The 23,582-nt window shown below is 69.7% G+C and carries 24 protein-coding genes and 1 tRNA gene; 13 read left to right on the top strand and 12 right to left on the bottom strand.

Annotated elements, in window-relative coordinates; translation table 11 throughout:
- Nucleotides 1–2: 2 nt before the first annotated feature.
- Both JYA75_RS01480 and JYA75_RS01475 read right to left on the bottom strand, forming a co-directional pair.
- Nucleotides 3–806 carry a DUF5602 domain-containing protein gene (locus JYA75_RS01480; RefSeq protein ID WP_239010517.1) on the bottom strand — a complete coding sequence of 268 codons (804 nt, stop codon included), beginning with the start codon at nucleotides 804–806 and terminating at the stop codon, nucleotides 3–5.
- Nucleotides 803–1,603, bottom strand: coding sequence for a DUF5602 domain-containing protein (locus JYA75_RS01475; RefSeq protein ID WP_185713957.1), 801 nt, complete (start codon nucleotides 1,601–1,603; stop codon nucleotides 803–805). Before JYA75_RS01475 ends, JYA75_RS01480 begins: the two co-directional genes overlap by 4 nt.
- Before the next feature lie 137 nt (nucleotides 1,604–1,740).
- Between JYA75_RS01475 and JYA75_RS01470 the strand changes: the two genes are divergently transcribed.
- From JYA75_RS01470 to JYA75_RS01455, 4 genes are all read left to right on the top strand, one after another.
- The gene (locus tag JYA75_RS01470; protein WP_029547199.1) at nucleotides 1,741–2,172 is read left to right on the top strand and encodes a Fur family transcriptional regulator; all 432 of its coding nucleotides are present in this window, start codon (nucleotides 1,741–1,743) and stop codon (nucleotides 2,170–2,172) included.
- 84 nt (nucleotides 2,173–2,256) lie between these two features.
- Nucleotides 2,257–3,717, top strand: coding sequence for a catalase (locus JYA75_RS01465; protein ID WP_185713956.1), 1,461 nt, complete (start codon nucleotides 2,257–2,259; stop codon nucleotides 3,715–3,717).
- Nucleotides 3,718–4,015: 298 nt separating this feature from the next.
- Nucleotides 4,016–4,489 (top strand): DNA starvation/stationary phase protection protein, encoded by a 474-nt coding sequence (locus tag JYA75_RS01460; protein WP_065923091.1) that lies wholly within the window; start codon nucleotides 4,016–4,018, stop codon nucleotides 4,487–4,489.
- A 143-nt stretch (nucleotides 4,490–4,632) separates the two neighbouring features.
- The gene (locus JYA75_RS01455) at nucleotides 4,633–5,427 is read left to right on the top strand and encodes a metal-dependent hydrolase (RefSeq protein ID WP_006945629.1); all 795 of its coding nucleotides are present in this window, start codon (nucleotides 4,633–4,635) and stop codon (nucleotides 5,425–5,427) included.
- 14 nt (nucleotides 5,428–5,441) lie between these two features.
- Here JYA75_RS01455 and JYA75_RS01450 read toward each other — a convergent pair whose 3' ends face one another.
- Nucleotides 5,442–6,572, bottom strand: a complete 1,131-nt coding sequence (locus JYA75_RS01450; RefSeq protein WP_050036259.1) for an LLM class flavin-dependent oxidoreductase — start codon at nucleotides 6,570–6,572, stop codon at nucleotides 5,442–5,444.
- A 339-nt stretch (nucleotides 6,573–6,911) separates the two neighbouring features.
- Between JYA75_RS01450 and JYA75_RS01445 the strand changes: the two genes are divergently transcribed.
- The 3 genes from JYA75_RS01445 to JYA75_RS01435 all read left to right on the top strand — a co-directional run bounded on the left by JYA75_RS01445 (nucleotide 6,912) and on the right by JYA75_RS01435 (nucleotide 11,117).
- Nucleotides 6,912–8,696: a cholesterol oxidase substrate-binding domain-containing protein gene (locus tag JYA75_RS01445; RefSeq protein WP_203329616.1), complete on the top strand. Its 1,785-nt coding sequence runs from the start codon at nucleotides 6,912–6,914 to the stop codon at nucleotides 8,694–8,696.
- A gap of 139 nt (nucleotides 8,697–8,835) precedes the next feature.
- Nucleotides 8,836–10,287 carry a family 43 glycosylhydrolase gene (locus tag JYA75_RS01440; protein ID WP_203329615.1) on the top strand — a complete coding sequence of 484 codons (1,452 nt, stop codon included), beginning with the start codon at nucleotides 8,836–8,838 and terminating at the stop codon, nucleotides 10,285–10,287.
- Between the two features lie 65 nt (nucleotides 10,288–10,352).
- Nucleotides 10,353–11,117 (top strand): maleylpyruvate isomerase family mycothiol-dependent enzyme, encoded by a 765-nt coding sequence (locus JYA75_RS01435; RefSeq protein ID WP_203329614.1) that lies wholly within the window; start codon nucleotides 10,353–10,355, stop codon nucleotides 11,115–11,117.
- A gap of 12 nt (nucleotides 11,118–11,129) precedes the next feature.
- On the opposite strand, the gene JYA75_RS01430 is transcribed toward JYA75_RS01435, so the two are convergent.
- From JYA75_RS01430 to JYA75_RS29060, 3 genes are all read right to left on the bottom strand, one after another.
- Complete coding sequence (locus JYA75_RS01430; RefSeq protein WP_006945587.1) at nucleotides 11,130–12,149, bottom strand: iron-siderophore ABC transporter substrate-binding protein; 1,020 nt, start codon at nucleotides 12,147–12,149, stop codon at nucleotides 11,130–11,132.
- Between the two features lie 51 nt (nucleotides 12,150–12,200).
- Entirely contained in the window at nucleotides 12,201–13,442 is a 1,242-nt protein-coding gene (locus JYA75_RS01425) for a fatty acid desaturase (protein ID WP_006945580.1), read from the bottom strand.
- Nucleotides 13,443–13,508: 66 nt separating this feature from the next.
- Nucleotides 13,509–13,637 carry a hypothetical protein gene (locus JYA75_RS29060; RefSeq protein ID WP_275408345.1) on the bottom strand — a complete coding sequence of 43 codons (129 nt, stop codon included), beginning with the start codon at nucleotides 13,635–13,637 and terminating at the stop codon, nucleotides 13,509–13,511.
- 114 nt (nucleotides 13,638–13,751) lie between these two features.
- On the opposite strand from JYA75_RS29060, the gene JYA75_RS01420 reads away from it, so the two are divergent.
- A complete protein-coding gene (locus tag JYA75_RS01420; RefSeq protein ID WP_006945577.1) occupies nucleotides 13,752–14,474 on the top strand; it encodes a TetR/AcrR family transcriptional regulator C-terminal domain-containing protein in 723 nt (240 codons plus the stop codon).
- Between the two features lie 20 nt (nucleotides 14,475–14,494).
- Here JYA75_RS01420 and JYA75_RS01415 read toward each other — a convergent pair whose 3' ends face one another.
- The 3 genes from JYA75_RS01415 to JYA75_RS01405 form a co-directional block, all read right to left on the bottom strand.
- Entirely contained in the window at nucleotides 14,495–14,965 is a 471-nt protein-coding gene (locus tag JYA75_RS01415) for a DUF5994 family protein (protein WP_203329613.1), read from the bottom strand.
- A 196-nt stretch (nucleotides 14,966–15,161) separates the two neighbouring features.
- Nucleotides 15,162–15,235, bottom strand: a tRNA-Pro gene (locus tag JYA75_RS01410).
- A 54-nt stretch (nucleotides 15,236–15,289) separates the two neighbouring features.
- On the bottom strand, nucleotides 15,290–16,243 hold the full coding sequence (locus JYA75_RS01405; protein ID WP_203329612.1) for a metallophosphoesterase: 954 nt from the start codon (nucleotides 16,241–16,243) through the stop codon (nucleotides 15,290–15,292).
- 65 nt (nucleotides 16,244–16,308) lie between these two features.
- Between JYA75_RS01405 and JYA75_RS01400 the strand changes: the two genes are divergently transcribed.
- Entirely contained in the window at nucleotides 16,309–16,785 is a 477-nt protein-coding gene (locus JYA75_RS01400; protein ID WP_203329611.1) for a GatB/YqeY domain-containing protein, read from the top strand.
- Between the two features lie 43 nt (nucleotides 16,786–16,828).
- On the opposite strand, the gene JYA75_RS01395 is transcribed toward JYA75_RS01400, so the two are convergent.
- On the bottom strand, nucleotides 16,829–19,180 hold the full coding sequence (locus JYA75_RS01395) for a transglycosylase domain-containing protein (protein ID WP_203330138.1): 2,352 nt from the start codon (nucleotides 19,178–19,180) through the stop codon (nucleotides 16,829–16,831).
- 301 nt (nucleotides 19,181–19,481) lie between these two features.
- Between JYA75_RS01395 and JYA75_RS01390 the strand changes: the two genes are divergently transcribed.
- Nucleotides 19,482–19,805 (top strand): WhiB family transcriptional regulator, encoded by a 324-nt coding sequence (locus tag JYA75_RS01390; protein WP_026137870.1) that lies wholly within the window; start codon nucleotides 19,482–19,484, stop codon nucleotides 19,803–19,805.
- A gap of 25 nt (nucleotides 19,806–19,830) precedes the next feature.
- Here the strand turns inward: JYA75_RS01390 and JYA75_RS01385 are convergent, their stop codons facing one another.
- Nucleotides 19,831–20,970, bottom strand: a complete 1,140-nt coding sequence (locus JYA75_RS01385; protein WP_006945569.1) for an ArsA family ATPase — start codon at nucleotides 20,968–20,970, stop codon at nucleotides 19,831–19,833.
- A complete protein-coding gene (locus tag JYA75_RS01380) occupies nucleotides 20,967–21,980 on the bottom strand; it encodes an ArsA-related P-loop ATPase (protein ID WP_006945568.1) in 1,014 nt (337 codons plus the stop codon). The genes JYA75_RS01385 and JYA75_RS01380 overlap by 4 nt, the downstream gene beginning before the upstream one ends.
- Nucleotides 21,981–22,022: 42 nt before the next feature.
- On the opposite strand from JYA75_RS01380, the gene JYA75_RS01375 reads away from it, so the two are divergent.
- From JYA75_RS01375 to JYA75_RS01365, 3 genes are all read left to right on the top strand, one after another.
- Nucleotides 22,023–22,187 carry a DUF4177 domain-containing protein gene (locus JYA75_RS01375; RefSeq protein ID WP_006945567.1) on the top strand — a complete coding sequence of 55 codons (165 nt, stop codon included), beginning with the start codon at nucleotides 22,023–22,025 and terminating at the stop codon, nucleotides 22,185–22,187.
- 5 nt (nucleotides 22,188–22,192) lie between these two features.
- On the top strand, nucleotides 22,193–22,672 hold the full coding sequence (locus JYA75_RS01370; RefSeq protein WP_006945565.1) for a RidA family protein: 480 nt from the start codon (nucleotides 22,193–22,195) through the stop codon (nucleotides 22,670–22,672).
- 67 nt (nucleotides 22,673–22,739) lie between these two features.
- Complete coding sequence (locus JYA75_RS01365) at nucleotides 22,740–23,528, top strand: MBL fold metallo-hydrolase (RefSeq protein WP_072634178.1); 789 nt, start codon at nucleotides 22,740–22,742, stop codon at nucleotides 23,526–23,528.
- The last annotated feature ends 54 nt before the right edge of the window (nucleotides 23,529–23,582 follow it).

Below are 23,582 nucleotides of genomic sequence, written 5' to 3'. Positions count from 1 at the left end.
GCTCACGACGCCTCGCGCATCGTGAGCCCACCGAGTTCGACGACGTACTGCCCGGCTGCGTCGTCCCACGTCACCGAGTAGGTGGTGGGGTAGTAACCGGACTGCTGATACGCGCTCGGCTGCCGCAGTTCCTCGTGCAGATCGGGCCGGGACGCCAGCCAGTCCCGGGTCATCATCGGCTCGATGAAGACGTGCCGGCCGTCCCACGAGCCCTGCAGGACCGTCTCGGTGAAGTGCCCGTGCGGCTCGGCGGTGTCGAGCCAGTGCAGTCCCATGTTGGGGACGGTGCCGAGAATGGGCTGGGGGTCCGACGGCGCGTAGCCTTCCGGGAGGTACTTCGGGTCCGGCAGCTTCGCCGCCCGCTCGAGATACCCGGGGACAAGCGGGTTGATCGCCTCCACCGTCGCGGTGTCGACGAGGTAGAAGTGCACGTCGAAGTGCGGCTGGTCGAACCCGTGTTCCGGATTGTGGCCGTGAGAGTTCCAGTCCAGCGTGACATGGTCGACGACCGTCGCGGGCGCCCCGTCGGGAACGTCGAGCACGTAGGCCTCGGTGGTGGGCAGCAGACCGCTCGTGAGGCCTTCGAGGGCGGCGGCATCGAGGCGGACGCCGATCGCGGTGGGGGTGTCGTCGGGTCCGACGGTGACGTACGTGTGCGCCGATCCGTTACCGACGGGGCGGGGCGGTCCGTCGACGGACGTGGAGCCCTGGGCTCCGGCCACGGAACCGACGACGAGTGCCGTCGCCGTCGCCGTCACGCCGACGACTCCGAGCACCGCGAACGTGCGAAGGTGCACCACTGTCACGACTCCTCTCGCATGGTGAGTCCACCGAGTTCGACGACGTACTCCTGCGCCTGGTCGTCGAAGCTCACCGAGTAGGTGGTGGGGTAGTACGCGCTCTGCTGATAGGCCTCGGGCTGTTTCACCGGCTCGTCGATCGTGGGACGGGTGAGCAGCCAGTCGCGGGTGAGCATCGGCTCGATGAAGGTCCATTCGCCGTCCCAGGATCCCTCGATGAGGATCTGGGTGAAGTCGTACTGTCCCGGCGCGATCGGCAGGGTGCCGTCGACCCAGTGCATCCCCATCTGCGGGACGAGCGCCATCTCCGGCGGACCGGCGGGCACGTAGTCGGCCGGCATGTATCGGGCTTCGGGCATGTTGGCCGCCGCGTCGGCGTACCCGGTTGCGGCCGGGTCGATCTCGGAAATCTGCTCGGCGCCGATCATGTAGAAATGGATGTCGAAATGAGGCTGGTCGAACAGTCCCACCGGTTCGTGCCCGTGCGGGTTCCAGTCCATGGTCAGGTGGTCGAACGCGGTCTCGTCCGCCTCGGCCGGGAACTCGAGCGTGTGCACCTCGAGGGCGTCGGAGAGGCCGTCGAGCGCCGTCGCCGAGAAGCGGACCCCGATCGCCGCGGGGGCACCGTCGTCGCCCTGCTCGACGTAGGTGCGGGCCGTGCCGTCGCCGACCTCGACGGTGGGGCCGTAGGAGTAGGGCTCGGATTCCGTGTCGGATCCGCTGGAGCAGCCGAGCAGCAGGGTGAGCGCGGTGCCGGCCGCGATCGCGATCCCGGAGGCGCGAGAGATCGGGTTGGTGCGCATGGCGAACCTCTTCCGGTGGGCTGAGAAGCAGGGTAGACCCGGCCGGCGGGTCCGTTGTGCGGAATCAGGCGATCGTGTGCGGACCGATCCCGCCCGCCTTTTCTTGACTAATTCCAGAAAAGGGGCATACTGGGGTCATGCAACGAGCGGATGAGCACCTCGACCCCCCGGCGCAACTGCGCTCCGTGGGTCTGCGGGTGACCGCTCCGCGTGTTGCCGTGCTCGGCGCGGTTGCCGCGCACCCCCATTCCGATGCGGACGAGATCGCGGCCGCGGTGCGGAGCGAACTCGGCTCCGTCTCCACGCAGGCGGTGTACGACGTGCTCAAGGCGTGCGTCGGGGCCGGGCTCCTGCGCCGCATCGAACCCGCGGGTTCGCCGGCCCGGTACGAGACCCGGATCGGCGACAACCACCACCACCTGGTGTGCCGCAGCTGTGGCGCGGTCACCGACATCGAGTGCGTCGTCGGAGCGGCGCCGTGCCTCGAACCCTCGGACGACCACGGCTACGTCGTGGACGAGGCCGAAGTGACGTTCTGGGGACTGTGCTCCGACTGTCGAGAGTCTTAGTCCCGCACCATTTCTCCACTCCGACTACGACCCGCACCGCGGCGACGTGGCGCGGAGAGTGCACCCTTCCAGAGGAGGATCACCGTGACGAATCCCCGCCCCACCACCAACAACGTCGGCATTCCGGTCGCGAGCGACGACGAATCGCTCACCGCAGGAACGCAGGGCCCGGTACTGCTGCACGACCACTACCTGATCGAGAAGCTCGCCCACTTCAACCGCGAACGGGTCCCGGAGCGCGTCGTGCACGCCAAGGGCGGCGGCGCGTTCGGCGAACTCGTCGTCACGGGCGACGTCAGTGCCTACACCAAGGCCAAGCTGTTCCAGCCGGGCGCGAAAACCGAATCCCTCGTGCGTTTCTCGACGGTCGCCGGGGAGCAGGGCAGCCCCGACACGTGGCGCGACCCGCGCGGTTTCGCGGTGAAGTTCTACACCGAGGACGGCAACTACGACCTCGTCGGCAACAACACCCCGGTGTTCTTCGTCAAGGACCCGATCAAGTTCCCCGACTTCATCCACTCCCAGAAGCGGCTACCCGGTTCGGGTCTGCGCGACCACACCATGCAGTGGGACTTCTGGACGCTGCGACCCGAGAGCGCCCACCAGGTGACGTGGCTGATGGGTGACCGGGGCATCCCCCGAACCTGGCGCCACATGGACGGTTTCGGCTCCCATACCTACCAGTGGGTCAACGCCGCCGGAGAGCGGTTCTGGGTCAAGTACCACTTCAAGACGAACCAGGGCATCGAATTCCTCACGCAGGACGAGGCCGACCGCCTCGCCGGCACCGACCCCGACTACCACCGCGCCGACCTCCACGACGCGATCGAGCGGGGCGAGTTCCCCAGCTGGACGCTGAAGGTGCAGATCATGCCGGTGGCCGAGGCGGAGGGGTATCGCTTCAACCCGTTCGACCTGACCAAGGTGTGGTCGCAGCGCGACTATCCGCTGATCGAGGTCGGCACCTGGACGCTGAATCGCAATCCGCGCAACTTCTTCGCCGAGATCGAGCAGGCCGCGTTCGCGCCGTCGAACATCGTGCCGGGCATCGGCCTGTCGCCGGACAAGATGCTGCTCGGCCGCGTGTTCTCCTACGCCGACGCGCACCGCTACCGCCTCGGCGCGAACCACGCGCAGCTGCCGGTCAACGCGCCGAGGAACGAGGTGAACTCGTATTCCAAGGACGGCGCCATGCGGTACTCGTTCAACGACCCGGGCACCCCGGTGTATGCGCCGAACAGCTTCGGCGGCCCGCACGCCGACCCGCAGGCCGCCGGCGACGAAGGTTTGTGGGAGTTCGGCACCGAGGCGGTGCGGGCCGGCTACGTCCGGCATGCCGAGGACGACGACTTCGGTCAGGCCGGCACGCTGGTCCGCGAGGTGCTCGACGACGCGGCCCGTGAGCGGCTGGTGGGCAACATCGTCGGCCACATCCTCGGGGGGACCGCGGCGGCGTTGTACGAGCGGATCTTCGAATACTGGTCGAACGTCGACGCCGACCTCGGCAAGAAGGTCGAGGAGGGCGTGCGGGCGGGCCGGGCCTGACCTCCCGTCAGAGAATGCCCCACCAGTAGAGGAGGGTGGCCAGTATCCACACGATGACCGTCTGCATCACTCTGTCCTCCCTCGATACGGATTCTTCCTCCATCATCCGCCCGCGCGGCCGCGGCTGCCACGGACACTCCGGGCCGAAGGGGCCCCGTATCCACTTCGTTGCCTGCGGCCGCGCGGAACTCGGTCACCGCGTCGAGCGTTGAAGCGGGGGAGATATGTCCGAAGCACGGCCGGCGCGCGACGTCCGTCGCCGCCGGGAGGCACATCGACACGGATAGGAGCTCGGATCATGACCGGACCGATCACCAGCACGTTGAACCCGGACCAGCAGAAGGTCGCCGGGGACGCTCTGCAGGGCACCCTCGTCGACATGATCGACCTGAGCCTGATCGCCAAGCAGGCACACTGGAACGTCGTCGGCCCGCAGTTCCGCAGCCTGCATCTCGCGCTGGACGAGATCGTCACGGCCGCCCGCACCTACACCGACGAGGTGGCGGAGCGCCTCACGGCGATCGGCGTCAGCCCGGACGGACGGGCCACCACCGTCGCCCAGGACTCCGGCACCACGGGTTTCGGCGCGGGCTGGACCAAGGACGAGCAGGTCGTCGCGGCGATCACCGACAACCTCGCGGCCGTCATCGGACGCCTGCGCGAGCGCATCGCGGTGACGGACGAGGCCGACCCGGTCACGCAGGACCTGCTCATCGCCCAGACCGCCGGCCTCGAGCAGACGCACTGGATGTGGCAGGCACAGCTCGCCTGAGCCGTCGCGTGCGTGAGGGCCACCCGTTCCCGCGGGTGGCCCTTCGTGTGCGCCGGGCGATCGAACACCTGTGTTACTGAAGTGTCGGATGTGATTGCTACGTTGGCATCGGTTCGTTCTTCGATCGAAAGGTGCCTGCAGCGATGGTCATGGGTCCCACCCACGCGGTGTCCGGGGCGCTGGTCGGCCTCCTCGTCGCCGACGTGCTGCCCCGCGAGTGGGGCGGGCCCACATCCACGGCCGAGACGTTCGCGTTCGCCGCGGTCTGCGCCGGTTCGGCCCTCCTGCCGGATCTCGACACGCCCCAGTCGACGGTGGCGCGGTCCTTCGGGCCGGTGAGTCAGGTCGCGGCGCGCGGCATCGACAACCTCTCGCTCGGTTACTACACGCTCACCAAGGGCCGCCGCGACCGCAGCCGTCGCGGCGGGCATCGCACGCTGACGCACACGGCCCTGTTCGCGGGCCTGCTGGGGGCGGGGGTGTCGACGCTTGTCGCCCGGTTCGACCGGGTCGCGGTCGTCGCCGTCCTGTTCGTCACGCTCGGCCTGGCGCTGCGCGGGCTCGCGGACGGATGGGCCAAGCGCAACGGCTGGCTCGTGGTGACCGCGACCTCGGCGGTGCTGTCGGTGCTCATGTGGAACTGGTTCCCCGGAGAGGTCGGTTCGGTGGGCCTCGGGGTGGCGGTGGCGCTGGGATGCGCGACGCACTGCCTGGGCGACGCCGTCACCAAGGAGGGCATACCGTTCCTCGCGCCGTTCCTGCCGTGGCGCGGCGAGCGCTGGTGGGAGATCAAGATGCCCGGGTTCCTTGCCATCCGCGCCGGCGGCGCCTTCGAGCTGGCGATCCTCGGTCCAGGGCTGACGATCGCCGCGTTCGCGATGGCGGTGTGGTCGATCGACGGCGCGCCGGAACTCCTGCGGGAGGCCGTCGGGGTGTAGGTCCTCGAGGGTGCTCACCTGCGCAGCGACGCGGCGATGCGATACACGGCGGGCACTGTGTACGCCCAGTCCTGCAGCGACAGGTAGGCCGACGTGGGGACGAGCACCACATGCCGCAGCCCGGCCTCCCCGAACTCCCGCAACCGCGCGGTGATCCGGCCCGGTGTGCCGACGAGGAATCCGTATTCGGTGACCTCCGGGGGCACCGCCGCGAGCGCCTCCTCCCACCGGGCCCGGTCGTAGCGTTCCGGGATCACGTCGACCGAGCCGCGGAACTCCGGCCCGAAGGGATGTACCGCGCCGGCCGCAGCCCAGTGTTCGGCGGGGAACAGCAGCGTCCAGTACCGCATCATCCGGCTGTGCAGCATCGCCTGCGCCCGCTTCTGTGTGGGGGCGACGAGGATGTAGGCCACCAACGCCGGCACGATCCGGTCGGGGTCGCGACCGGCCTCGGTGGCGGCGGTACGGATGCGCGCCAGTTTCGCCGCGTACTCGTCCGGGGTGCGCAGTGCGATGGTCATCGGCAGCCACCCGTCGCCGTAGCGCCCGGTCAACTGCAGCATCCGAGGTCCGTGGGCGGCGATCCAGATCTCCGGGGTGCGCCCGGGTGGGGCCTGCAGGTCCATCACCGCCCCGTCCAGGTGGAAGTGCGTGCCGTGGAAGTCGAACGGGCCGTGCGAGTCGAAGCAGCGGCGGACGATCTGCACGGCTTCGGCGAGTCGGTCGACCGGGTGGGCCTGCGACAACCCGTACGGGTCGATGTTCATCCGCTCCCCGCAGCCCAGGCCGAGGATCGGCGCGCGCTTGGTCAGATGCGCCAGGGTCAGGGCGGCCTGAGCGAGCAGCACCGGGTGGCGCCGGATCGGCTCGCTCACTGCCACCCCGAGCCGCATCCTCCCCGCAGGGGCCGCCAGTGCCCCGAGCAGGGTCTGGTAGTCGAACACCTCGTGCGGACTCGACACCTGGTCGCTGAAGCGGGTGAAGGTCCTGTCCCACAGGGCGGTCGGGAAGAACTCCTGGAAATGGTCCCAGACGAACAGCGACGTCAGCCCGCCATACCTCGCCAGCGCCGTGATGACCCGCACCTCGCGCCACGGTGGGTTGGACGAGGTGTACATGCCGGTATCGATCGTGGTGGACGTCATGGCGTTCCCTTCCGGGCCTGTCCGTTCACCGGCGGCCGGCGGTGCTCTGTCGCCGCCGTGCAACGGCACTCTGTCGCCGCCGTGCAACGGCACTCTGTCGCCGCCGTGCAACGGCACGCTGTCGCCGCCGTGCAACGGCACGCTGTCGCCGCCGTGCAACGGCACTTGCCACTGTCTGCCCGTGACCGGGTGCGGGGCTAGGGTCCTACGTCCTCGCTCCGGTCGTGGACGGCGGCGTTCAGCCGGTTCGGCGGCGCATTACGGAACCACTGGCATCGAAAGAGAACTTGTTCTATTTTTGCTCTGTTTCTGCCTCTTCCCAGATCGGAGCCCAGCCCGGTGGACCCCCGCGACGCCCGGACGGACGGCGACCCCGCCTCGACCACGACCCTCAGCCGACGAGCCCTCCTCGGCGCCGCCGGTGCCGCCGGTGCCGTCGCACTGACCGGCCTCGCCTGGACCCCCGCCGGTGCGGTCCCGGCCGGCGATCCGCGCGCCACCATTCCGGCACCGCCGGAGTTCCCCGTAGACATCCCGCTGGCCCAGCAGCGCTTCGAGAACTGGGCCCGGACGATCCGCTTCGACGCGGTGTGGACCGCCACCGCACGCGATGCGCACGACGTCGTGCGCATCGCCGACTGGGCCCGCGCCCACGGTTACCGCGTCCGGCCGCGCGGCACCATGCACAGCTGGAGCCCGCTGACCGTCGTGCCCGGCGAGAGCGTCGAGAAGATCGTGCTGATCGACACGATGGTGCACCTGAACGCCGTCACCGTCGATCCCGCGGGAACACCCGCCACCGTCACCGCCGGCGCGGGTGCGAGCATCGAGTCGATCCTCGCCGCGCTCGAACAGCACGGCCTCGGCTGGGCCAATGCCCCCGCGATCGGCGACATCACCATCGCGGGCGCGCTGTCGATCGGCGCGCACGGCGCCACCTATCCGGCCGCGGGGGAGCGTGCGCTCCCCGGCCAGTCGTTCGGCTCACTGTCGAACCTCGTCGTCGCCCTCACCGCCGTCGTGTGGAACGCCGCCGCCGGCGCCTACGAACTGCGTGAGTTCCGTCGGTCCGAACCCGAGATCACGCCCCTGCTCGCCCACCTGGGCCGCAGCTTCGTCACCTCGGTGACCCTGCAGGCCGGGGCCAACTACCGGCTGCGCTGCCAGAGTTTCACCGACGTGCCGTGGCAGGAACTGTTCGCCCCGCCCGGTTCCCCGGGCCGTACCTTCGAGCGGTTCGTCGAGGAGTCCGGCCGCGTCGAGGCGATCTGGTTTCCCTTCACCGAGACGCCGTGGCTGAAGATCTGGTCGGTGTGCCCCGAGAAGCCACCGACCGCGCGCGAGGTGCACGGCCCGTACAACTACTTCTTCTCCGACAGCATCCCCGAGGAGGTCACCACCCCTCTCGGCCGGGTGGCGAGCGGGATGCAGGCTGCCACCCCGGCCTTCGGTGCCGGCCAGTTCGGGGCCGTCGCCGCCGGTCTCGCCGCCACCGGCACCGCCGACCTGTGGGGCTGGTCGAAGGACCTGCTGTTCTACCTGCGGGCCACCACGCTGCGCGTCATCGCCGGCGGTGGGGTGGTCGTCACGCGGCGCGCGAACATCGCCCGCGTCGTCCACGAGTTCACCACCTGGCTGCACGAGCGGGTGACCCACTACGCCTCGCTCGGGCAGTATCCGGTCAACATGCCGTTCGAGGTGCGACTGTGCACCGTCGACGACCAGTCGGAGGTGCTCGTCGATTCGGCCGGAGCGCCGAATCTGTCGGCCGTGCGTCCCCGTCCCGACCGGCCCGACTGGGACACTGCCATCTGGATGAACGTCGTCTCCATTCCCGGCACCGCGGGGCAGTCCGCGTTCTTCCGGGAGATGGAGCAGTGGATGGCCGACCACTACTCCGGTGACTACGCCACCTTCCGGTCCGAGTGGTCGAAGGGCTGGGCGTTCGACGAGCAGGGGGGACATCGGGATTCGCGGTTCCTCGGCGAGACGATCCCGGCGATGTACCGCACCGGGCTGTCCGCCGACGAGGGCTGGGACGCGGCGCGCGCGGCGTTCGATCGGCACGATCCGCACCGGGTGTTCAGCAACGGTTTCCTGGACCGGCTGCTGCCGCCGGTGTAGGGGCCACGGGAGGGGGTTCCGGTACGGTCCGAGGGCACGGTTCGGTTTCGATCCGGCCGCTTGCGTCTTTCACAACTCCCACACCAGTCACATCCGTATACATTTGCCCCGTTCCATGTGAGTCGACGGTGGGAGCGACGTGCGGAAGTTCGAGACGGGGAAGAAGGCGGGCGGTCACCACGCGGCTCGACGCCACGTCCGCCGTGGATCCGTCGCGGCCGCGATGTCGCTGCTCGCCTTCCTGATCGCGCCGGCGCCACCCGCCGCGGCGAACCCGATCGTCGAGCCCGTCGCGGCCGACCCCAGCATCGTGCGGGCGCCCGACGGGGCATACTACATGTACACCACGGGCGACGACTGGGGCGACGGCCGGGGACTGCGGGGGATGTCCGTCTTCAAGTCCTTCGACCTCACGGACTGGATGTACGTCGACGACGTGTTCTCCGAGAGTCCCGGATGGCATCCGGCGAACAACTACGTCTGGGCTCCCCACGTGATCGAGTCGGACACCGGGTACAGCCTCTACTACGCGCTGCCGGACGGGGCGAATCCGTGCATCGGCCTCGCCACCGCACCCGGACCGGCCGGCCCGTGGACCGACCTGGGCCGCCCCGTGTTCTGTGCCGAGGACGTCGGCGTCCAGGGCACGATCGATCCGTTCGTGTGGGACGACGGCACGACGAAGACGATGTTCGTCGGGAACTTCAAGGGCGTCTACGCCATCCCGCTCGCCGCGGACGGAACCGCGCCCGCAGGCGAACCGGTCCGGGTCGCGGACGAACGCTTCGAGGGGCCGCACGTCGAATACCGCGACGGCTACTACTACCTGTTCCTCTCCTCCGGCCACTGCTGCAACGGCGCAGACACCGCCTACCGGGTGCTCGTCGGCCGGTCCGAGTCGTTGACCGGCCCGTACGTCGACCGCAAGGGTGACGACCTCGACGGCGGTGGCGGCGCGCTCATCCTGGCCGGCAGTGATCCGTGGGCGGGACCCGGGCACAACACGGTGGTGACCGACGACGCCGGCGACGACTGGATCGTCTACCACGCGATTCCCCGCGACGATCTCCAGCTTCCCAGCGGTGCCCAGCGACGGGAGGGCATGATCGACCGGATCGTGTGGGCCAACGGCTGGCCGGAGATCGGCGACGGGTCCCCGTCGTCGACCCGCCCCGACGTTCCCCGGACGGATCTTCCCGTGCGCGTCTCGCTCACGGCCGACACGGCCACGACGCTGCCCGCCTCGGGCGGGGTGATCGAAGCCACCATGCTCGTCGAAGCACCCGGCGACGCGCCCTACACGGGTCAGGTGTGGGGCAGCGCGGTCCGTCCGAACGGCGAGGAAGGCGAACCGGTCCTGGGCCCGATCGACGTCGATCTGGCGCCGGGGGAGACCCGCGAGGAGCGAATCGCCTTCACGGTGAGCGACAGTGCGGCGAACGGCACCTACGGCCTGTACGCCTTCGCCGGCACCCACGGCGTGGAGACGGTCGAGTTCGGTGCCGTCACCGCCCGCAAATCCGACGGGCTCTCGGACGTCGGCGAGTCCCTCGACGTGGTGACACTGCGAGTGCGCGAGACGGCCCGCTGACCGCGTGGTCCCACCCCGGCGCGCCGGGGCTTCGGCGCGACGGGGGAGCCACCCATAATCGAGGGATGGATCGAGCCTCCTATCCGGCGCTGTTGCGCGCAGACACCGAGCGGCTGCTCGCCGCCGGCGAAGGCCGGCTCGACCGGCCGGTCCCGACCTGCCCGCGCTGGTCCGTCGAACGGCTTCTCGGGCACGTCGGCCGAGTGCACCGGAACGCGGCGGGCTGGTTGCGCGCCGGCGGTCGCACCGAGATCCCCCCGGCTCCGGCCGGGGCCGCCGTCGTCGCATGGGTGCGGGACGGACTCGAGGAGCTGACGGAGGCCGTGCAATCGGCCGATCCGCACGTCGACGAGCAGACCTTCGCCGGACCGCAACCGGCTTCGTTCTGGGTCCGTCGCATGGCGGTCGAGACTGCGCTGCACCGGATCGACGCCGAACTCGCCGCGGGCGAGGGCACCACGCCCGTCGACACCGCGCTGGCCGTCGAGGGCATCGACGAACTCTTCGGGGTGCTGCTCCCGTTCCGTGCCCTCGGCGGCGCGGGGGCCCTCGGTGGGGCGGGGAGTGCCGGGTCGCCGGCCGGGTCGGGGAAGACGATGCACCTGCATGCGACCGACCCCGCCCTCGCCGCCGGCGAGGGCGAATGGTTGATCACCTTCGATGCCGACGAACCTTCCGTCGTCCACAGCCACGCCGAGGGGGACGTCGCGGTCCGCGGGCCGGCGTCGGATCTGCTGCTCCTCCTGTGGAACCGGGCGTCCCTCGATCGATTCGACGTGTTCGGTGACGCCGCGCTGCTGACCCGTTGGCGCGACGAGGTGACGATCTGACGCCGATCTCGGTTACTGCCGTGCGAGCAATCGCTCGAGGTCGTCGAGAACGAGCATCGCGCCGGTCGGGCCGAGTGCGAGGAACCACGTCTCGTCGCTCACCGCGACGGCGCGCCCCTGCTGCACGGCTGTGAGGCTCGACCACAGCGGGCCGCCGACGACCGCCGCCTCGTCGGTTTCCCTGCCGTAGCTCGAGTAGAAGATCCGGTCGCCGTCCGCCTCCGTGATCGTTTCCGGGCTGACCTCGGCCGCAAGTTCCTCGATGTCCTGGACCGGCGGACGTCGCAGCCCGACGTCCTGCAGGATGACGCCGATGAACGAGAGGTTCCCGTACAGGCGGATCTTGCCGGACATGAACCGCACGAGCGAGATGCTCGGATCGCCCTGGATCGAGTCCCGCACCTCGTCGGCGCGGCTCTGGTAGGCGTTGAGGACGGACTCGGCCTTCTCCTCCTCGCCCAGCGCGTCCGCGACGAGCAGGAAATTCTCCTTCCACGGGAAACCGGGCCGGATCGAGAACACGGTCGGGGCGATGGCGGACAGCTGCGGGTACATCTTGTCCGCGCGGAGCTTGCTGCCGACAATCAGATCCGGCCGCAGCGCGCCGATGGCCTCGAGATCGAGGTTGTTGATCGTGCCCACGTCGGCGACACCGGCGAGCCGGTCCGCGAGGTACGACGGCTGCTCCGCCGCGCCCTCGGGACTCGCGAGGCCCACGGGTGTGAGGCCGAGGGAGAGGACGTCGTCGAGTTCGCCGCCGTCGAGCACGACGACGCGCTGCGGCTTGGCCGCGATCTCCGTCTCGCCGAGAGCGTGGGTGACCACGCGGGGGAACCGGCCGGGTTCCGCGTCGCTGCCGAGCTTCGCCGTCTCCTCGTCGGCGGTGGCGAACAGCCGGCCGCCCGTGGCCACGTCGGTGTTGCCGGAGCCGGTGTCGCGGGTCGACTCGGCCGCGCCGCCGCACGCCGCGACGGTGAAGGTGACGAGCAGGGCCGCGGCGGTGAGGCGGCCGAGGTGTCTGAGCTTGTGCATGAGGGCAGGCTATCCTTGCCTCATATCCTCCGTGGCCCCACCCCCGGAGGATCAACCCGTTGTCGGGGTCCCTCGCCGGCGGTTGCGCCGGTCGATGTGCAGGGTCCGCAGAACTGCCCGACGGCCGGGTCGCGGGACTGCCGGCGGAACGGCCGGCGCGGTAGTCGGGGAGCGGAACTTCAGTTCGGAGGCGGTTTCCGGGGCGTCATCGGAGGTCGCGCGCAGGAATCGATCAGGCAGAGCGAGCTTGTGGATCGTGCGCAGCGTCAGAAGGTACTGCCGGACGAGCGAGCCGGTGGTGTACGGCAGATCGTACTTCTCGCACAGCGCCCGGACCTTCGTGGAGATCTCTGCGTAGCGGTTGCTGGGCAGGTCCGGGAACAGGTGATGCTCGATCTGGTAGCAGAGGTTACCGCTCATGAAGGCCATCACCGGACCGGCGTGGAAATTGGCGCTTCCGAGCATCTGCCGGAGATACCATTCCGCCCTTGTCTCGCGCTCGAGCTCGACGAGGGTGAACTTCTCGGCGCCGTCCGGAAAGTGCCCGCAGAAGATCACCACGTACGACCACAGGTTCCGGAGCAGATTCGCGGCCAGGCCGGCCGTCAGGGTGCGCCGCCAGCGACGACCGCTGAGGGCGGGGAAGACCAGGTAGTCCTTGAGTGATTGGCGGACAACCTTTCCCAGCAGTGCCCGGTTGTGGTCGGTCTTCTCGGCCGCGCTGCCGGCGTGCTCGTTCACGGAGTGCAGACCGTGCAGTGCGATTCCCCACTCGAATGTGGTTGCCAACAGCAGGTTTCGCAGCGGTTGCGCCAGATTGCCCGGATGCCAAGGCTGGTCGCGGGTGATCCGGATGACGCCGAAGCCGAGGTCGTCGTCCATGCCGACGACGTTGTTGAAGACGTGGTGGCGGTAGTTGTGGGAGTACCGCCACTGTGAGGAGAGCCCGGCCATGTCCCATTCCCACGTGGTGGAGTGGATCTCCGGGTCGTTCATCCAGTCCCATTGCCCGTGCGAGACGTTGTGGCCGATCTCCATGTTCTCCACGATCTTGGCCCCGGCGAGGGCCGTCACCCCCAGCGCCCACCCGGCCGGCGCCTTGCTGGCGCATATCATCAACCGCGCAGCGACATCCAGTGCACGTTGGAATGCGATCGTGCGCCGGATGTAGGCGGCGTCCGCCGCGCCGAGCGACTCGGTGACGTCCCGGCGGATCCCGTTCAGCTCGGTGCTCAGCGCCTCGACGTCTTCCGCGGTGAGGTGCGCATATTCCTTGATGTCGGAGATCGCCATCGTGTTCTTTCCGTATCGAGTCCGCAACGTGCGATGCCGGATGCGGCCCCGCACGGCAGGACTGAATCAGTAGTGGTTGCGGCGGCTTGCCGCGGCGTACTCCGTGGAGTCGGGTGCCCGCTCGCTGTCGCTCGGCCCTCCGGGCCCGACGATCACGGCAGCGAGCAGGGGGTTCGGTCGCAGAACGTCGATCATGGCGGCCTCCGGGCCTGGAGTGTAGACCCAGTCAACACCCGCAGCGCTCGAGGTGTCAACACTGTAGACCTACAGCATAGGGCTACAGTGGAGGCGAACGGAGAGGAGTCCGTGATGCCGAAGGTTCCTGCGGGCCGCTCGATCGGATTCGACGACGGCAGGTCCGGCAGGAACACTCGAGCCCGGGAATTGATCCTTGCGTCTGCGCTCGCGATCATCGATCGCGACGGCGTCGAGGGGCTTTCGATGCGCCGCCTCGGCAAGGCTCTCGGCCGGGATCCGATGACCCTCTACCGTCACGCGCCGAACAAGGCCGCCCTCCTCGACGGAGTCGCCGAAATCGTCCTCGAGCAACTGGTCGTCGACCCCCGCGACGGCGACTGGGAAGATCAACTACGCACGGTTGCAAGGGATTTCCGGCAACTTGCCCTCGACCACCCGCACGTGGTTCCGTTGCTGGTCACCCGCCCCCTGTCCACACCCCTCGCGCTGCGGCCGCTCGGCACGCTGCGTCCGCTCGAAGGCATCCTGACCTTGCTCACCCGGGCCGGATTCTCCGCGGCCGAGGCGTTGCACGTCTACCGGGCCTTGTTCGGATTCCTCCACGGTCACGTCCTCGACGAGCTGCAGGAACTCGTCGAGCAGCCCGAGGAGTCCGACGACCTGCTCCGCCTGGGACTGCATCGCCTGCCGATCGACGAATTCCCGCTCCTGCGCAGTCTCGCGCCGATACTGGCCTCCTACGACGGCGCCGCCGAATTCGAACGCGGCCTCGACCTCTTCTTCTCCGGCCTGAGGGCAACACTGGACTCCGGGGGCGGCCGGCCGTCCGGATGAGCCGCCGGCGCCGGCCGGACCTACGAATCCGCCAGCGTGCGCATGATGCCGTAGGCGTGATCCGGTTCGGTGTCGGGGGACAGGAGTACCAGCACGAGTTGGGTGCCGTTGCATCCGAGGAAGTACATCGTGTGCGGTGGTTGTCCGGGTGCCGGCTCGCGCAGTGCGATACCGCCGGAGTCGAGGTCGAACTCGTCGATTCGCTTTCGCGGTATCTGCAGGGCGTTCCAGTCGAAGCAGACCCGGGCAACGGGGCCGAGTCGCAGGGTGAGCGCGGAGATCAGGTCGTCCAGCTCATCGGTGAGGTTCGCGGTCCACGGGAACCACGAGCCGTCGATCGGGGACGGTGGTGCCGAGTTCGGCCGGAGCAGGAAGCGGGGAGTCTGGGTCGGTGTGGGAAATCGAGCAGGGGGGCGTCGCGACGTTAGGGGGCGCTCGGGCGGGCCGGAGCGATTCCCGTTGCTGTGGGTGATGGCGTGGTTGTGCGTCATGAGACGCTCCTTGCGCGGCCTCGAGGAGGCCGACTTGTCACCGGGAGGCGTCGAGCCGGGCGCTCGAGGCGGGGAACGTGCCGGTCTGCTCACCGTACTTCACGATCGCGTCGGGCGCGTCGTGCCGAGACCCGGAGAACGGGACCGGGGCCCCTTCTCCGGATGGAGAAGGGGCCCCGATCAGGTCCTTCACGAGTCGGGGTGGCGGGATTCGAACCCACGACCTCTTCGTCCCGAACGAAGCGCGCTACCAAGCTGCGCCACACCCCGTTTCGAACCTCGGTTAGCTTACAGCACGATCGGGGTGACGGTTAAATCGCCTGGTCAGTGCGGTGAAAACGTGCTCCGGGTGCCCGCGTCCGCGGTGCTGCGAGCCTGCTCGCGGGGGGCCGGGATCAGCGTCAGCAGCGTCGCCTCGGGCCGGCACCAGAACCGGGCGGGGGCCGTCGGCGACGTGCCGATGCCCGCCGACACGTGCAACCGCATGTGCGAGCCCCAGCGCGACACGCCCTTGACCCGCGACCGGTCCAGCCCGCAATTGGTCACCAGCGCGCCGACCAGCGGCAGGCACAGTTGGCCCCCGTGGGTGTGGCCCGCCAGCACGAGGTCGTAGCCGTCGTCCGCGAACCGGTCCAGCACGCGCGGTTCGGGTGAGTGGGTCAGCCCCAGCCGCAGATCCGCCGCCGGGTTCGCCGGACCCGCGACGGTGTCGTACCGGTCCCGGTCGATGTGCGGGTCGTCGACACCGGCCGCGCTGACGCGCACCCCGGCGATCTCGAGTTCGCGGTGCACGTGCGTGACGTCGAGCCAGCCGCGCTCGCTGAACGCGGCGCGCAGATCGCTCCAGGGCAGCGGCACGCCGTGTACGCGCTCGTGGCCGCGGTCGAAGTACTTCAGCGGGTTCTTCACCCGGGGCCCGAAGTAGTCGTTGCTGCCGAAGACGAACAGCCCCGGCCGGGCGAGCAGACCGCCGAGCGCCTGCACGACGGCGGGCACAGCCTTCGGATGCGCAAGGTTGTCGCCGGTGTTGACCACGAGGTCGGGTTCGAGGCGATCGAGTTCGCGGAGCCAGTTCTGCTTGAGCCGTTGCCCGGGCGTCATGTGGATGTCGCTCAGGTGCAGCACGCGCAGCGTCGAGGCGTCCGGCGCAAGGACCGGGAGGGTCACCTCCCGCAGGGCGAAGGCGTTGCGCTCGATGAGCGTCGCGTAGCCGAGGCCCAGGGCGGCGGCACCGGCCGCGCCGATCGCGGCACGTCGAAGAGTGGGAACGTCTGGCACGTCTCCAGCGTACCGCCGGGGCTCGTCCGCGCACGGGTTCGCGGGGCGCCGCGTAGCGTCGAGGCATGTCCGACACCCCGTCCTCGCTCAAGTCCACGCTCCGCGCCGACCTCACGGCCGCGATGAAGGACAAGGATCCGCTGCGGATCACCACGCTGCGCATGCTGCTTGCCGCGATCCAGACCGAGGAGGTCGCCGGCAAGCAGGCGCGCGAGCTCACCGACGAGGACGTCGTGACGGTGCTCGCGCGCGAGGCGAAGAAGCGCGGCGAGGCTGCCGAGGTGTATACCGAGAACGGTCGCGGCGAACTGGCGGCCAAGGAGCACGCCGAGGCCCGCATCATCGACGAGTACCTGCCGACGCCGCTCACCGACGCCGAGCTGGCCGACGTCGCGGATACCGCCATCGCGCAGGTCGCCGAGGAGATCGGGGAGCGGCCCGGGCCGCGGCAGATGGGTCAGGTCATGAAGGCCGCGACCGCGATCGCCGCCGGGAAGGCCGACGGCAAGCGCCTGTCCGCCGCCGTCAAGTCGCGCCTGTAGCCGAAGACCCCGTCCGGTCGTCGCGCGACCGGACGGGTGACGGTCATCGTCCCGGGATGGGTGCCGGCGCGGCCGGCACCGTCGTGTCCGGCACCTGGCTCTCGGTCGGTCGGCCGGGGGTCGCGCTCGGGCTCGGTGGCGCGGCGCGCACCGAGCCGTCGCTGACGAAGATCGTCACCGTGGACCCCGGGACGGCCGACCCCGACGGGGAGATCGAGGCGACGGTGCCGCTGCGGCCCTCCGCCTTGACCGTCGTCTCCGTCACCTGGAAGCCGGCGTCGATCAGCCGTTGGCTCGCCTGCTGACGGTTCAGACCCACGACGTTGGGCACCTGGGCATTGCCGGCGCCGCGCACGTACTTCTGGTCCGCGGGCGGCAACTCGGTGGGCCCGAACTTGTTCGCGACGGGCAGCAGTGCCGTGAACCAGGTGCGGGCCGGCTCGGTGCCGCCGAACAGATTGCCGTCGGAGCACGGGCGCACGGGTCCGCTGCAGATCTGCCCCGGCGTGGGGGAGTCGCCGTAGGTGTAGACCGCCCCGGCCAGGTTGTTCGTGAACCCGACGAACGCCGACGACATGTGCGACTCGGTCGTTCCGGTCTTCGCCGCCACCGGCAGGTTCCAGCCCACCGATCCGGCCGCACCGGACGCCGTACCACCGCCCGCGGTGTCCTTGCTCAGGGCGGTGGCGAGAGTGTCGGCCAGCCCCGGTTCGACGACCTGCTCGCACGCCTGCTGGGTGATCGGCACGGGCTTGCCGTCGCGGTCGAACACGGCGTCGATCGGCGTCGGCGGGCACCACTTGCCGTGCGAGGCCAGCGTGGCGGCGACGTTCGACAGCTCCAGCGGGTTCACCCAGGTGGGGCCGAGCGTGAACGAGCCGAGGTGCTGGGCCTTCTGCATGTCGACCATGCTCTGCTCGCCGAAGCCGGACGTGTTGGGCTGCGCGTACGAGCGCAGGCCCAGCCGCACCGACATGTCGACGACCGCGTCCACACCGGTGGCCTCGATCAGCTTGACGAAGGCGGTGTTGGGGGACTGTGCGAGCGCGTCCGGCACCGACAGCTTCGCCGGGTACGGTGCGGCGTTCTCGACGCAGTAGGTGGCCGGCGGGCATCCGGGGGCACCGCCGTCGCCGAGGCCGCGGGCGTTGTAGCGGGACGGCACGTCCAGCACGGCGCTGGTGCCGAGGCCCTTCTCCATCGCCGCCGCGACGGTGAAGATCTTGAACACCGAGCCGGCGCCGTGACCGGTCAGCGAGTACGGCTGCGGCTGCACCGTCTGCGAGGCCCCGCCGTCGAGGCCGTACACGCGGCTCGACCCCATCGCCAGGACGCGGTGCGAATCCTCCCCGGGCCGGATCACGTTCATCACCGTCGCGACGTCGTCGACGGTCGGGCTGGTGAACCTGTCCAGCGACGATTTGACCGAGCCCTGGATCTCGGGGTCGAGCGTGGTGCGGATCAGGTACCCGCCCTTGTCGATCTGCTCGCGCGACAACCCGGCCTCGGCCAGGTACTGCAGGGCGTACTCACAGAAGAACCCGCGGTCGCCCGCCGCGATGCAGCCGCGCGGCAGGGTCTTCGGCTCGGGCAGGACGCCGAGCGGCTGCTCCTTCGCGGCCCGGATCTCGGCGGCGCGCTCGGGGATGTTCTGGATCATCGTGTCGAGCACGACGTTGCGTCGCGCCAGCACGCCGTCCGGATTGGTGTACGGGTTCAGCGCGGAGCTGGACTGCACCATGCCGGCGAGCATCGCGGACTGGGTGACGTTCAGATCCTTCGCGTCGATGCCGAAGTACGTCTGGGCGGCGTCCTGCACGCCGAAGGACCCGTTCCCGAACGGCACGAGGTTCAGGTAGCGGGTGAGGATCTCGTCCTTGGTCAGCTCGTCGTCGAGCGTCAGCGCCATCCGGATCTCCCGGATCTTGCGCGCGGGCGTCGTCTCGATCGCCGCGCGCCGCTCGGCGTCGGTCTTGGCGACCACGTGGAGCAGGTAGTTCTTCACGTACTGCTGGTCGATCGTGGACGCGCCCTGCTCGACCTGACCGCTGGTGGTGTTGGTGAGGAAGGCGCGGATCGTGCCCTGCCAGTCCACGCCCTGGTGTTCGGCGAAGCGTTTGTCCTCGATGGAGACGATGGCGAGTTTCATCTCGTTGGAGATCTGGTCGCTCGGCACCTCGAACCGGCGCTGGTCGTAGAGCCAGGCAATGGGGGTGCCCGCCGCATCGGTCATCGTGGTGACCGCCGGCACCACACCCTCGACGAGTTCGGCGGAACTGTTGTCCACCGTGTCCGCGGCGCGGTTCGACACGTAGCCGAAGCCTCCGGCCGCCGGGAACATCACACCGGCCAGCAGGACTCCGCCCAGTGCCGTGCATCCTGCGAGCTTCGCCACCGTTTTTCCGATCGACACGCCTACACAGTACGTGCCACCCCGGGGCGCAGACCCCGGCGCACGCGTTCCCGTGTGCGCGTTGCGCTGGCAAAAGCCCTCCGACGTGCAGTGATGCACGGGCGTACCAGAAAAGTGTTTCTCCACCTTGCATCCGGGGAAGTCTTTACCTAGATTGAGTCCTCAGTGTGATGCAGATAACACCTGAATAGGAATGTGGTGCAGATCCGCCGTGCTACGCCGCCGCTTCTGCGCGCCTTCCAGGACCCCGTGACACGGCGTTCGGAGAGTAAGGGGCAACTGAATGCACATGACCACCCCGATGGCCCGGCTCGACGTAGACCAAGCAGAAGCACGCATCGCATGGGTATCGAAAGCCCGATGCCGTGAAGTGGACCCCGATCAGTTGTTCGTCCGCGGCGCCGCCCAGCGCAAGGCCGCAGTAATCTGCCGGCACTGCCCGGTGATGCTGCAGTGCGGCGCCGACGCCCTCGACAACCGCGTCGAATTCGGCGTGTGGGGCGGAATGACCGAACGTCAGCGCCGGGCGCTGCTCAAGCAGCACCCCGAAGTCGACTCCTGGGCCGACTTCTTCGAAGCGCAGCGTCAGCACCAGAACGCCGTCTGACCGCGCACCCCCGAGACCCGCGAGGTTACGCCTCGCGGGTCATCTGATCCGCGACGGCGCGCAGCCCGTCGAGGTCCGAGACCTCGAACGGCAGCGACGGCACGCCGACGACCGGAACCCGCGGGTGCGCACTCGTGAACCGGGCCAGCAGCCGCAGCTCCCGCTTCGCCGTCACCGCCCGGTGGGCATGGACCCGGAGCACGGCCTCGGCCGGCGCGGTCTCCTTCCGTCCCTGCTCCTCGAGCAGATCCGCCGCGGTCAGGGCGTGGTCGGCCGGCAGCGGGCACAGCGTGGGATGCGTGCGGTTGAGGATCAGACCCGCGAGCGGCATGCGGTCCTCGGAGAGCCGCTCGACGAAGAACGACGCCTCGCGCAGCGCATCCGGTTCGGCCGCGGCCACCACCATGAAGTGGGTGCCCGGCTGCTGCAGCAACTGGTACGTGCGGTTGGCCCGCTCCCGGAACCCGCCGAACATCGAATCGAGTGACTGCACGAAAGCCGAGGCATCCGAGAGCATCTGGCTGCCGACGATCGTGGAGACCGCCTTCAGGGCCAGGCCCATCGCGCCCGTGACCAGCCGCCCGAGCCCGCGGCCCGGCGCGGTGAACAACCGGATCATCCGGCCGTCCAGGAACGCCCCGAGCCGCTGCGGTGCATCGAGGAAGTCCAGCGCGTTCCGCGACGGCGGGGTGTCGACCACGATCAGATCCCACGTGTCGCTCGCCGCGAGCTGCCCGAGCTTCTCCATCGCCATGTACTCCTGCGTGCCGGAGAACGACGAGGCCACCGTCTGGTAGAAGGGGTTGTCGAGGATCTGCTGCGCCTTCTCCGGTGCCGAGTGCTCGAGCACCATGTCGTCGAAGGTGCGGCGCATGTTCAGCATCATCGCGTGCAGCTCGCCCTTCGCGTCCGGCCCCAGCTGCACGAGTTGCGGGCTGTTGTCGAGGGCCTGCACGCCCAGCGCCTGTGCCAGCCGCCGAGCCGGATCGATCGTCAGCACCACGACGTTGCGGCCCTGCTCGGCCGCACGCAGGGCCAGCGCCGCCGCGGTCGTCGTCTTGCCGACCCCGCCCGCGCCGGTGCACACGATGATGCGCGACGAGGGGTCGGCGAGGATGGATCGGACGTCGAGTGGGGGCGCGTGGTGCGCCCGCGGCGCGGTCACCGCACGCCCTGTTCGCCGAGCTGCTCGGCGAGTTCGTACAGCCCGCCGAGATCCACGCCGTCCGCCAGCGCGGGCAGGTGCATTCGTGCCACGTTCACCTCGTCGAGTTGGGCGGCGCTGACCTGCTGCGCCTGCAGGGTGGATGCGTACTCGATCGTCTCGGTCAGCAGACCCGCGAAGTCCTCGTCGCCGAGGGCGACCCCGGCGCGGTCGAGCCCCTCGCGTACCGCCTCCGCGTCGATCCGGCCGGCGGCGGCCTCGTCGACCATCTCCTCGGGCAGGAAGTCGGGGGCGGTGCGGTTGACGATCACCGTGCCCAGCCGCAGGTCCGCCGCGAGCAGCTCGGCCACCGCGTCGGCGGTCTCCTGGACCGGCAGCGCCTCGAGCAGCGTGACCAGGTGGACCATCGTCTCGTCGGAGTGCAGCAGCCGCACCACACCCTCGCTCTGCGACCGGATCGGACCCGACTTGGCAAGGTCGGCCATCGCCTTGGTCACGTCGAGGAAGCTGCCGATGCGTCCCGTCGGCGGGGAGTCCACCACGACCACGTCGTACACGGGTTCGCCGGTGCGGTCGGTACGCACCACGGTCTCCTTGATCTTGCCGGTGAGGATCACGTCCCGCAGGCCCGGCGCCAGCGTGGTCGCGAACTCGATCGCACCGATCCGGCGCATCGCCCGTCCCGCGAACCCGAGGTTGTAGAACATGTCCAGGTACTCGAGGAAGGCCGTCTCGATGTCGATGGCGAGGGCATACACGGCGCCGCCGCTGTCCGTCGTGGCGATCTTGGTCTCGACCGGCGGAAGCGGCGGCACGTCGAACAGCTGCGCGATGCCCTGCCGTCCCTCGACCTCTACGAGCAGCACCTTGCGGCCGCCCGCCGCCAGGGCCAGGGCCAGCGCCCCCGCGACGGTCGACTTACCGGTACCGCCCTTGCCCGAGACGAAGTGCAGCCGCGCCTGCGCGGCCGTCGCCGGCCAGACGTCGTGTTCAGCAGTCGTTGATGCCACGACGTCGAGCCTATAAGTCCGGTGCGCATATAGGGTCGAGACATGAGCGAATTGACAACGTGGGAGTACGCGACGGTGCCCCTGCTGACCCATGCCACGAAGCAGATCCTGGACACGTGGGGAGCCGACGGCTGGGAACTCGTGTCGGTGCTCCCGGGACCCACCGGCGAGCAGCACGTCGCCTACCTCAAGCGCCCGAAGGGCTGAGCCGCGTGGCAGCAGAGGATTCCGCGGGGCGGACCTGGACGGCGCGGCTCGCCGAACTGGGTCTGAGCCTGCCGCCGGTGGCGGCACCCGTCGCCGCCTACGTTCCCGCCGTCCGCACCGGTGACCACGTCTACACCTCGGGGCAGCTGCCGTTCGTCGACGGCACACTCGGTCTCGTCGGCAAGGTGGGCGCCGACGTCTCGGCCGAGGCCGCCAAGTCCGCGGCGCGTATCGCCGCGCTCAACGCGCTGGCCGCGCTGGACGGCCTCGTCGGCATCGACAACCTCGTCCGCATCGTGAAGGTCGTGGGCTTCGTCGCCTCGGCGGAGGGCTTCACCGGCCAGCCGGGTGTGATCAACGGCGCGTCCGAGCTCCTCGGTGAGGTGTTCGGGGAGGCGGGCGTGCACGCCCGCTCCGCCGTCGGCGTGGCCGAACTGCCGCTCGGCGCTCCCGTCGAGGTCGAGATCATCGCCGAGGTGCGCTGACGGGCGCGGGGTGAGCCGGATCTAGAGTGGGACGCACCCCACACCTTCCGACGGAGGAGGCCGGATCATGACGCTGGTTCACCCCGCGTACGCGCAGTTGCGACAGGTCACCGCCAATGCCGCGGTGGTGCTGGCGGAGAACCCGTCGATGATGACGCTCGACGGCACCAACACCTGGATCCTGCGGGCGCCCGGCAGCGACGAGTGCGTCGTGGTCGATCCGGGCCCGCTCGACGAGGCGCACCTCGCGCGCGTCGCCCGGGTGCCCGTGGCGCTGACCCTGGTCAGCCACCGGCACGGCGACCACACCGACGGCGCCGGACGGTTCGCCGAACTCACCGGCAGCGCGGTGCGGGCCGTGGACGCCCGGCACCGGCACGGCGGGGGAGCGGGCCTGGCCGACGGCGAGGTGATCGAGGCGGCCGGACTGCGTATCCGGGTACTCGCCACGCCGGGTCACACGGCGGACTCGCTGTCCTTCGTCGTCGAGGACGACCGCAGCGTGCTCACCGCCGACACCATCCTCGGTCGGGGCACCACCGTCCTCGACGACTCCGACGGCGACCTCGGGGACTACCTCGGGTCGCTGCGCCGGCTGATCGACCTCGGCGCCGGCTACACCGTTCTGCCCGGGCACGGACCGGACCTGCCCGATCTGGAGACCATCGCCCGCGGCTACCTCGACCATCGGGAGGAGCGGCTCGACCAGGTGCGGGCCGCGCTGCGGGTGCTGGGGGACGACGCCACGCCGCGGTCCGTCGTCGAGCACGTGTATGCCGACGTGGACCCGTCGCTGTGGCCGGTCGCGGAGAAGTCGGTCAACGTCCAGCTCGAGTACCTGCGCAGCTTCGCCTGACCTCCCGAACGATCGAGGCCGGTGCATCGACGATGCACCGGCCTCGATTCGTGG

The sequence above is a fragment of the Rhodococcus sp. PSBB066 genome (genome assembly GCF_017068255.1).
In the GTDB taxonomy this organism is placed as follows: Bacteria; Actinomycetota; Actinomycetes; order Mycobacteriales; family Mycobacteriaceae; genus Rhodococcus; species Rhodococcus aetherivorans.
Note: the sequence above shows the minus strand (reverse complement) of the source record. Positions and strands in the feature narration are given on the sequence as shown.

Coding starts and splice junctions, on each gene's coding strand:
- JYA75_RS01435 (WP_203329614.1), top strand. CDS start 10,353: ATGGATCGAGCCTCCTATCCGGCGCTGTTGCGCGCAGACACCGAGCGG.
- JYA75_RS01430 (WP_006945587.1), bottom strand. CDS start 12,149: ATGCACAAGCTCAGACACCTCGGCCGCCTCACCGCCGCGGCCCTGCTC.
- JYA75_RS01365 (WP_072634178.1), top strand. CDS start 22,740: ATGACGCTGGTTCACCCCGCGTACGCGCAGTTGCGACAGGTCACCGCC.
- JYA75_RS01475 (WP_185713957.1), bottom strand. CDS start 1,603: ATGCGCACCAACCCGATCTCTCGCGCCTCCGGGATCGCGATCGCGGCC.
- JYA75_RS01470 (WP_029547199.1), top strand. CDS start 1,741: ATGCAACGAGCGGATGAGCACCTCGACCCCCCGGCGCAACTGCGCTCC.
- JYA75_RS01400 (WP_203329611.1), top strand. CDS start 16,309: ATGTCCGACACCCCGTCCTCGCTCAAGTCCACGCTCCGCGCCGACCTC.
- JYA75_RS01420 (WP_006945577.1), top strand. CDS start 13,752: ATGCCGAAGGTTCCTGCGGGCCGCTCGATCGGATTCGACGACGGCAGG.
- JYA75_RS01455 (WP_006945629.1), top strand. CDS start 4,633: ATGGTCATGGGTCCCACCCACGCGGTGTCCGGGGCGCTGGTCGGCCTC.
- JYA75_RS01415 (WP_203329613.1), bottom strand. CDS start 14,965: ATGACGCACAACCACGCCATCACCCACAGCAACGGGAATCGCTCCGGC.
- JYA75_RS01425 (WP_006945580.1), bottom strand. CDS start 13,442: ATGGCGATCTCCGACATCAAGGAATATGCGCACCTCACCGCGGAAGAC.
- JYA75_RS01375 (WP_006945567.1), top strand. CDS start 22,023: ATGAGCGAATTGACAACGTGGGAGTACGCGACGGTGCCCCTGCTGACC.
- JYA75_RS01450 (WP_050036259.1), bottom strand. CDS start 6,572: ATGACGTCCACCACGATCGATACCGGCATGTACACCTCGTCCAACCCA.
- JYA75_RS01460 (WP_065923091.1), top strand. CDS start 4,016: ATGACCGGACCGATCACCAGCACGTTGAACCCGGACCAGCAGAAGGTC.
- JYA75_RS29060 (WP_275408345.1), bottom strand. CDS start 13,637: ATGATCGACGTTCTGCGACCGAACCCCCTGCTCGCTGCCGTGATCGTC.
- JYA75_RS01390 (WP_026137870.1), top strand. CDS start 19,482: ATGCACATGACCACCCCGATGGCCCGGCTCGACGTAGACCAAGCAGAA.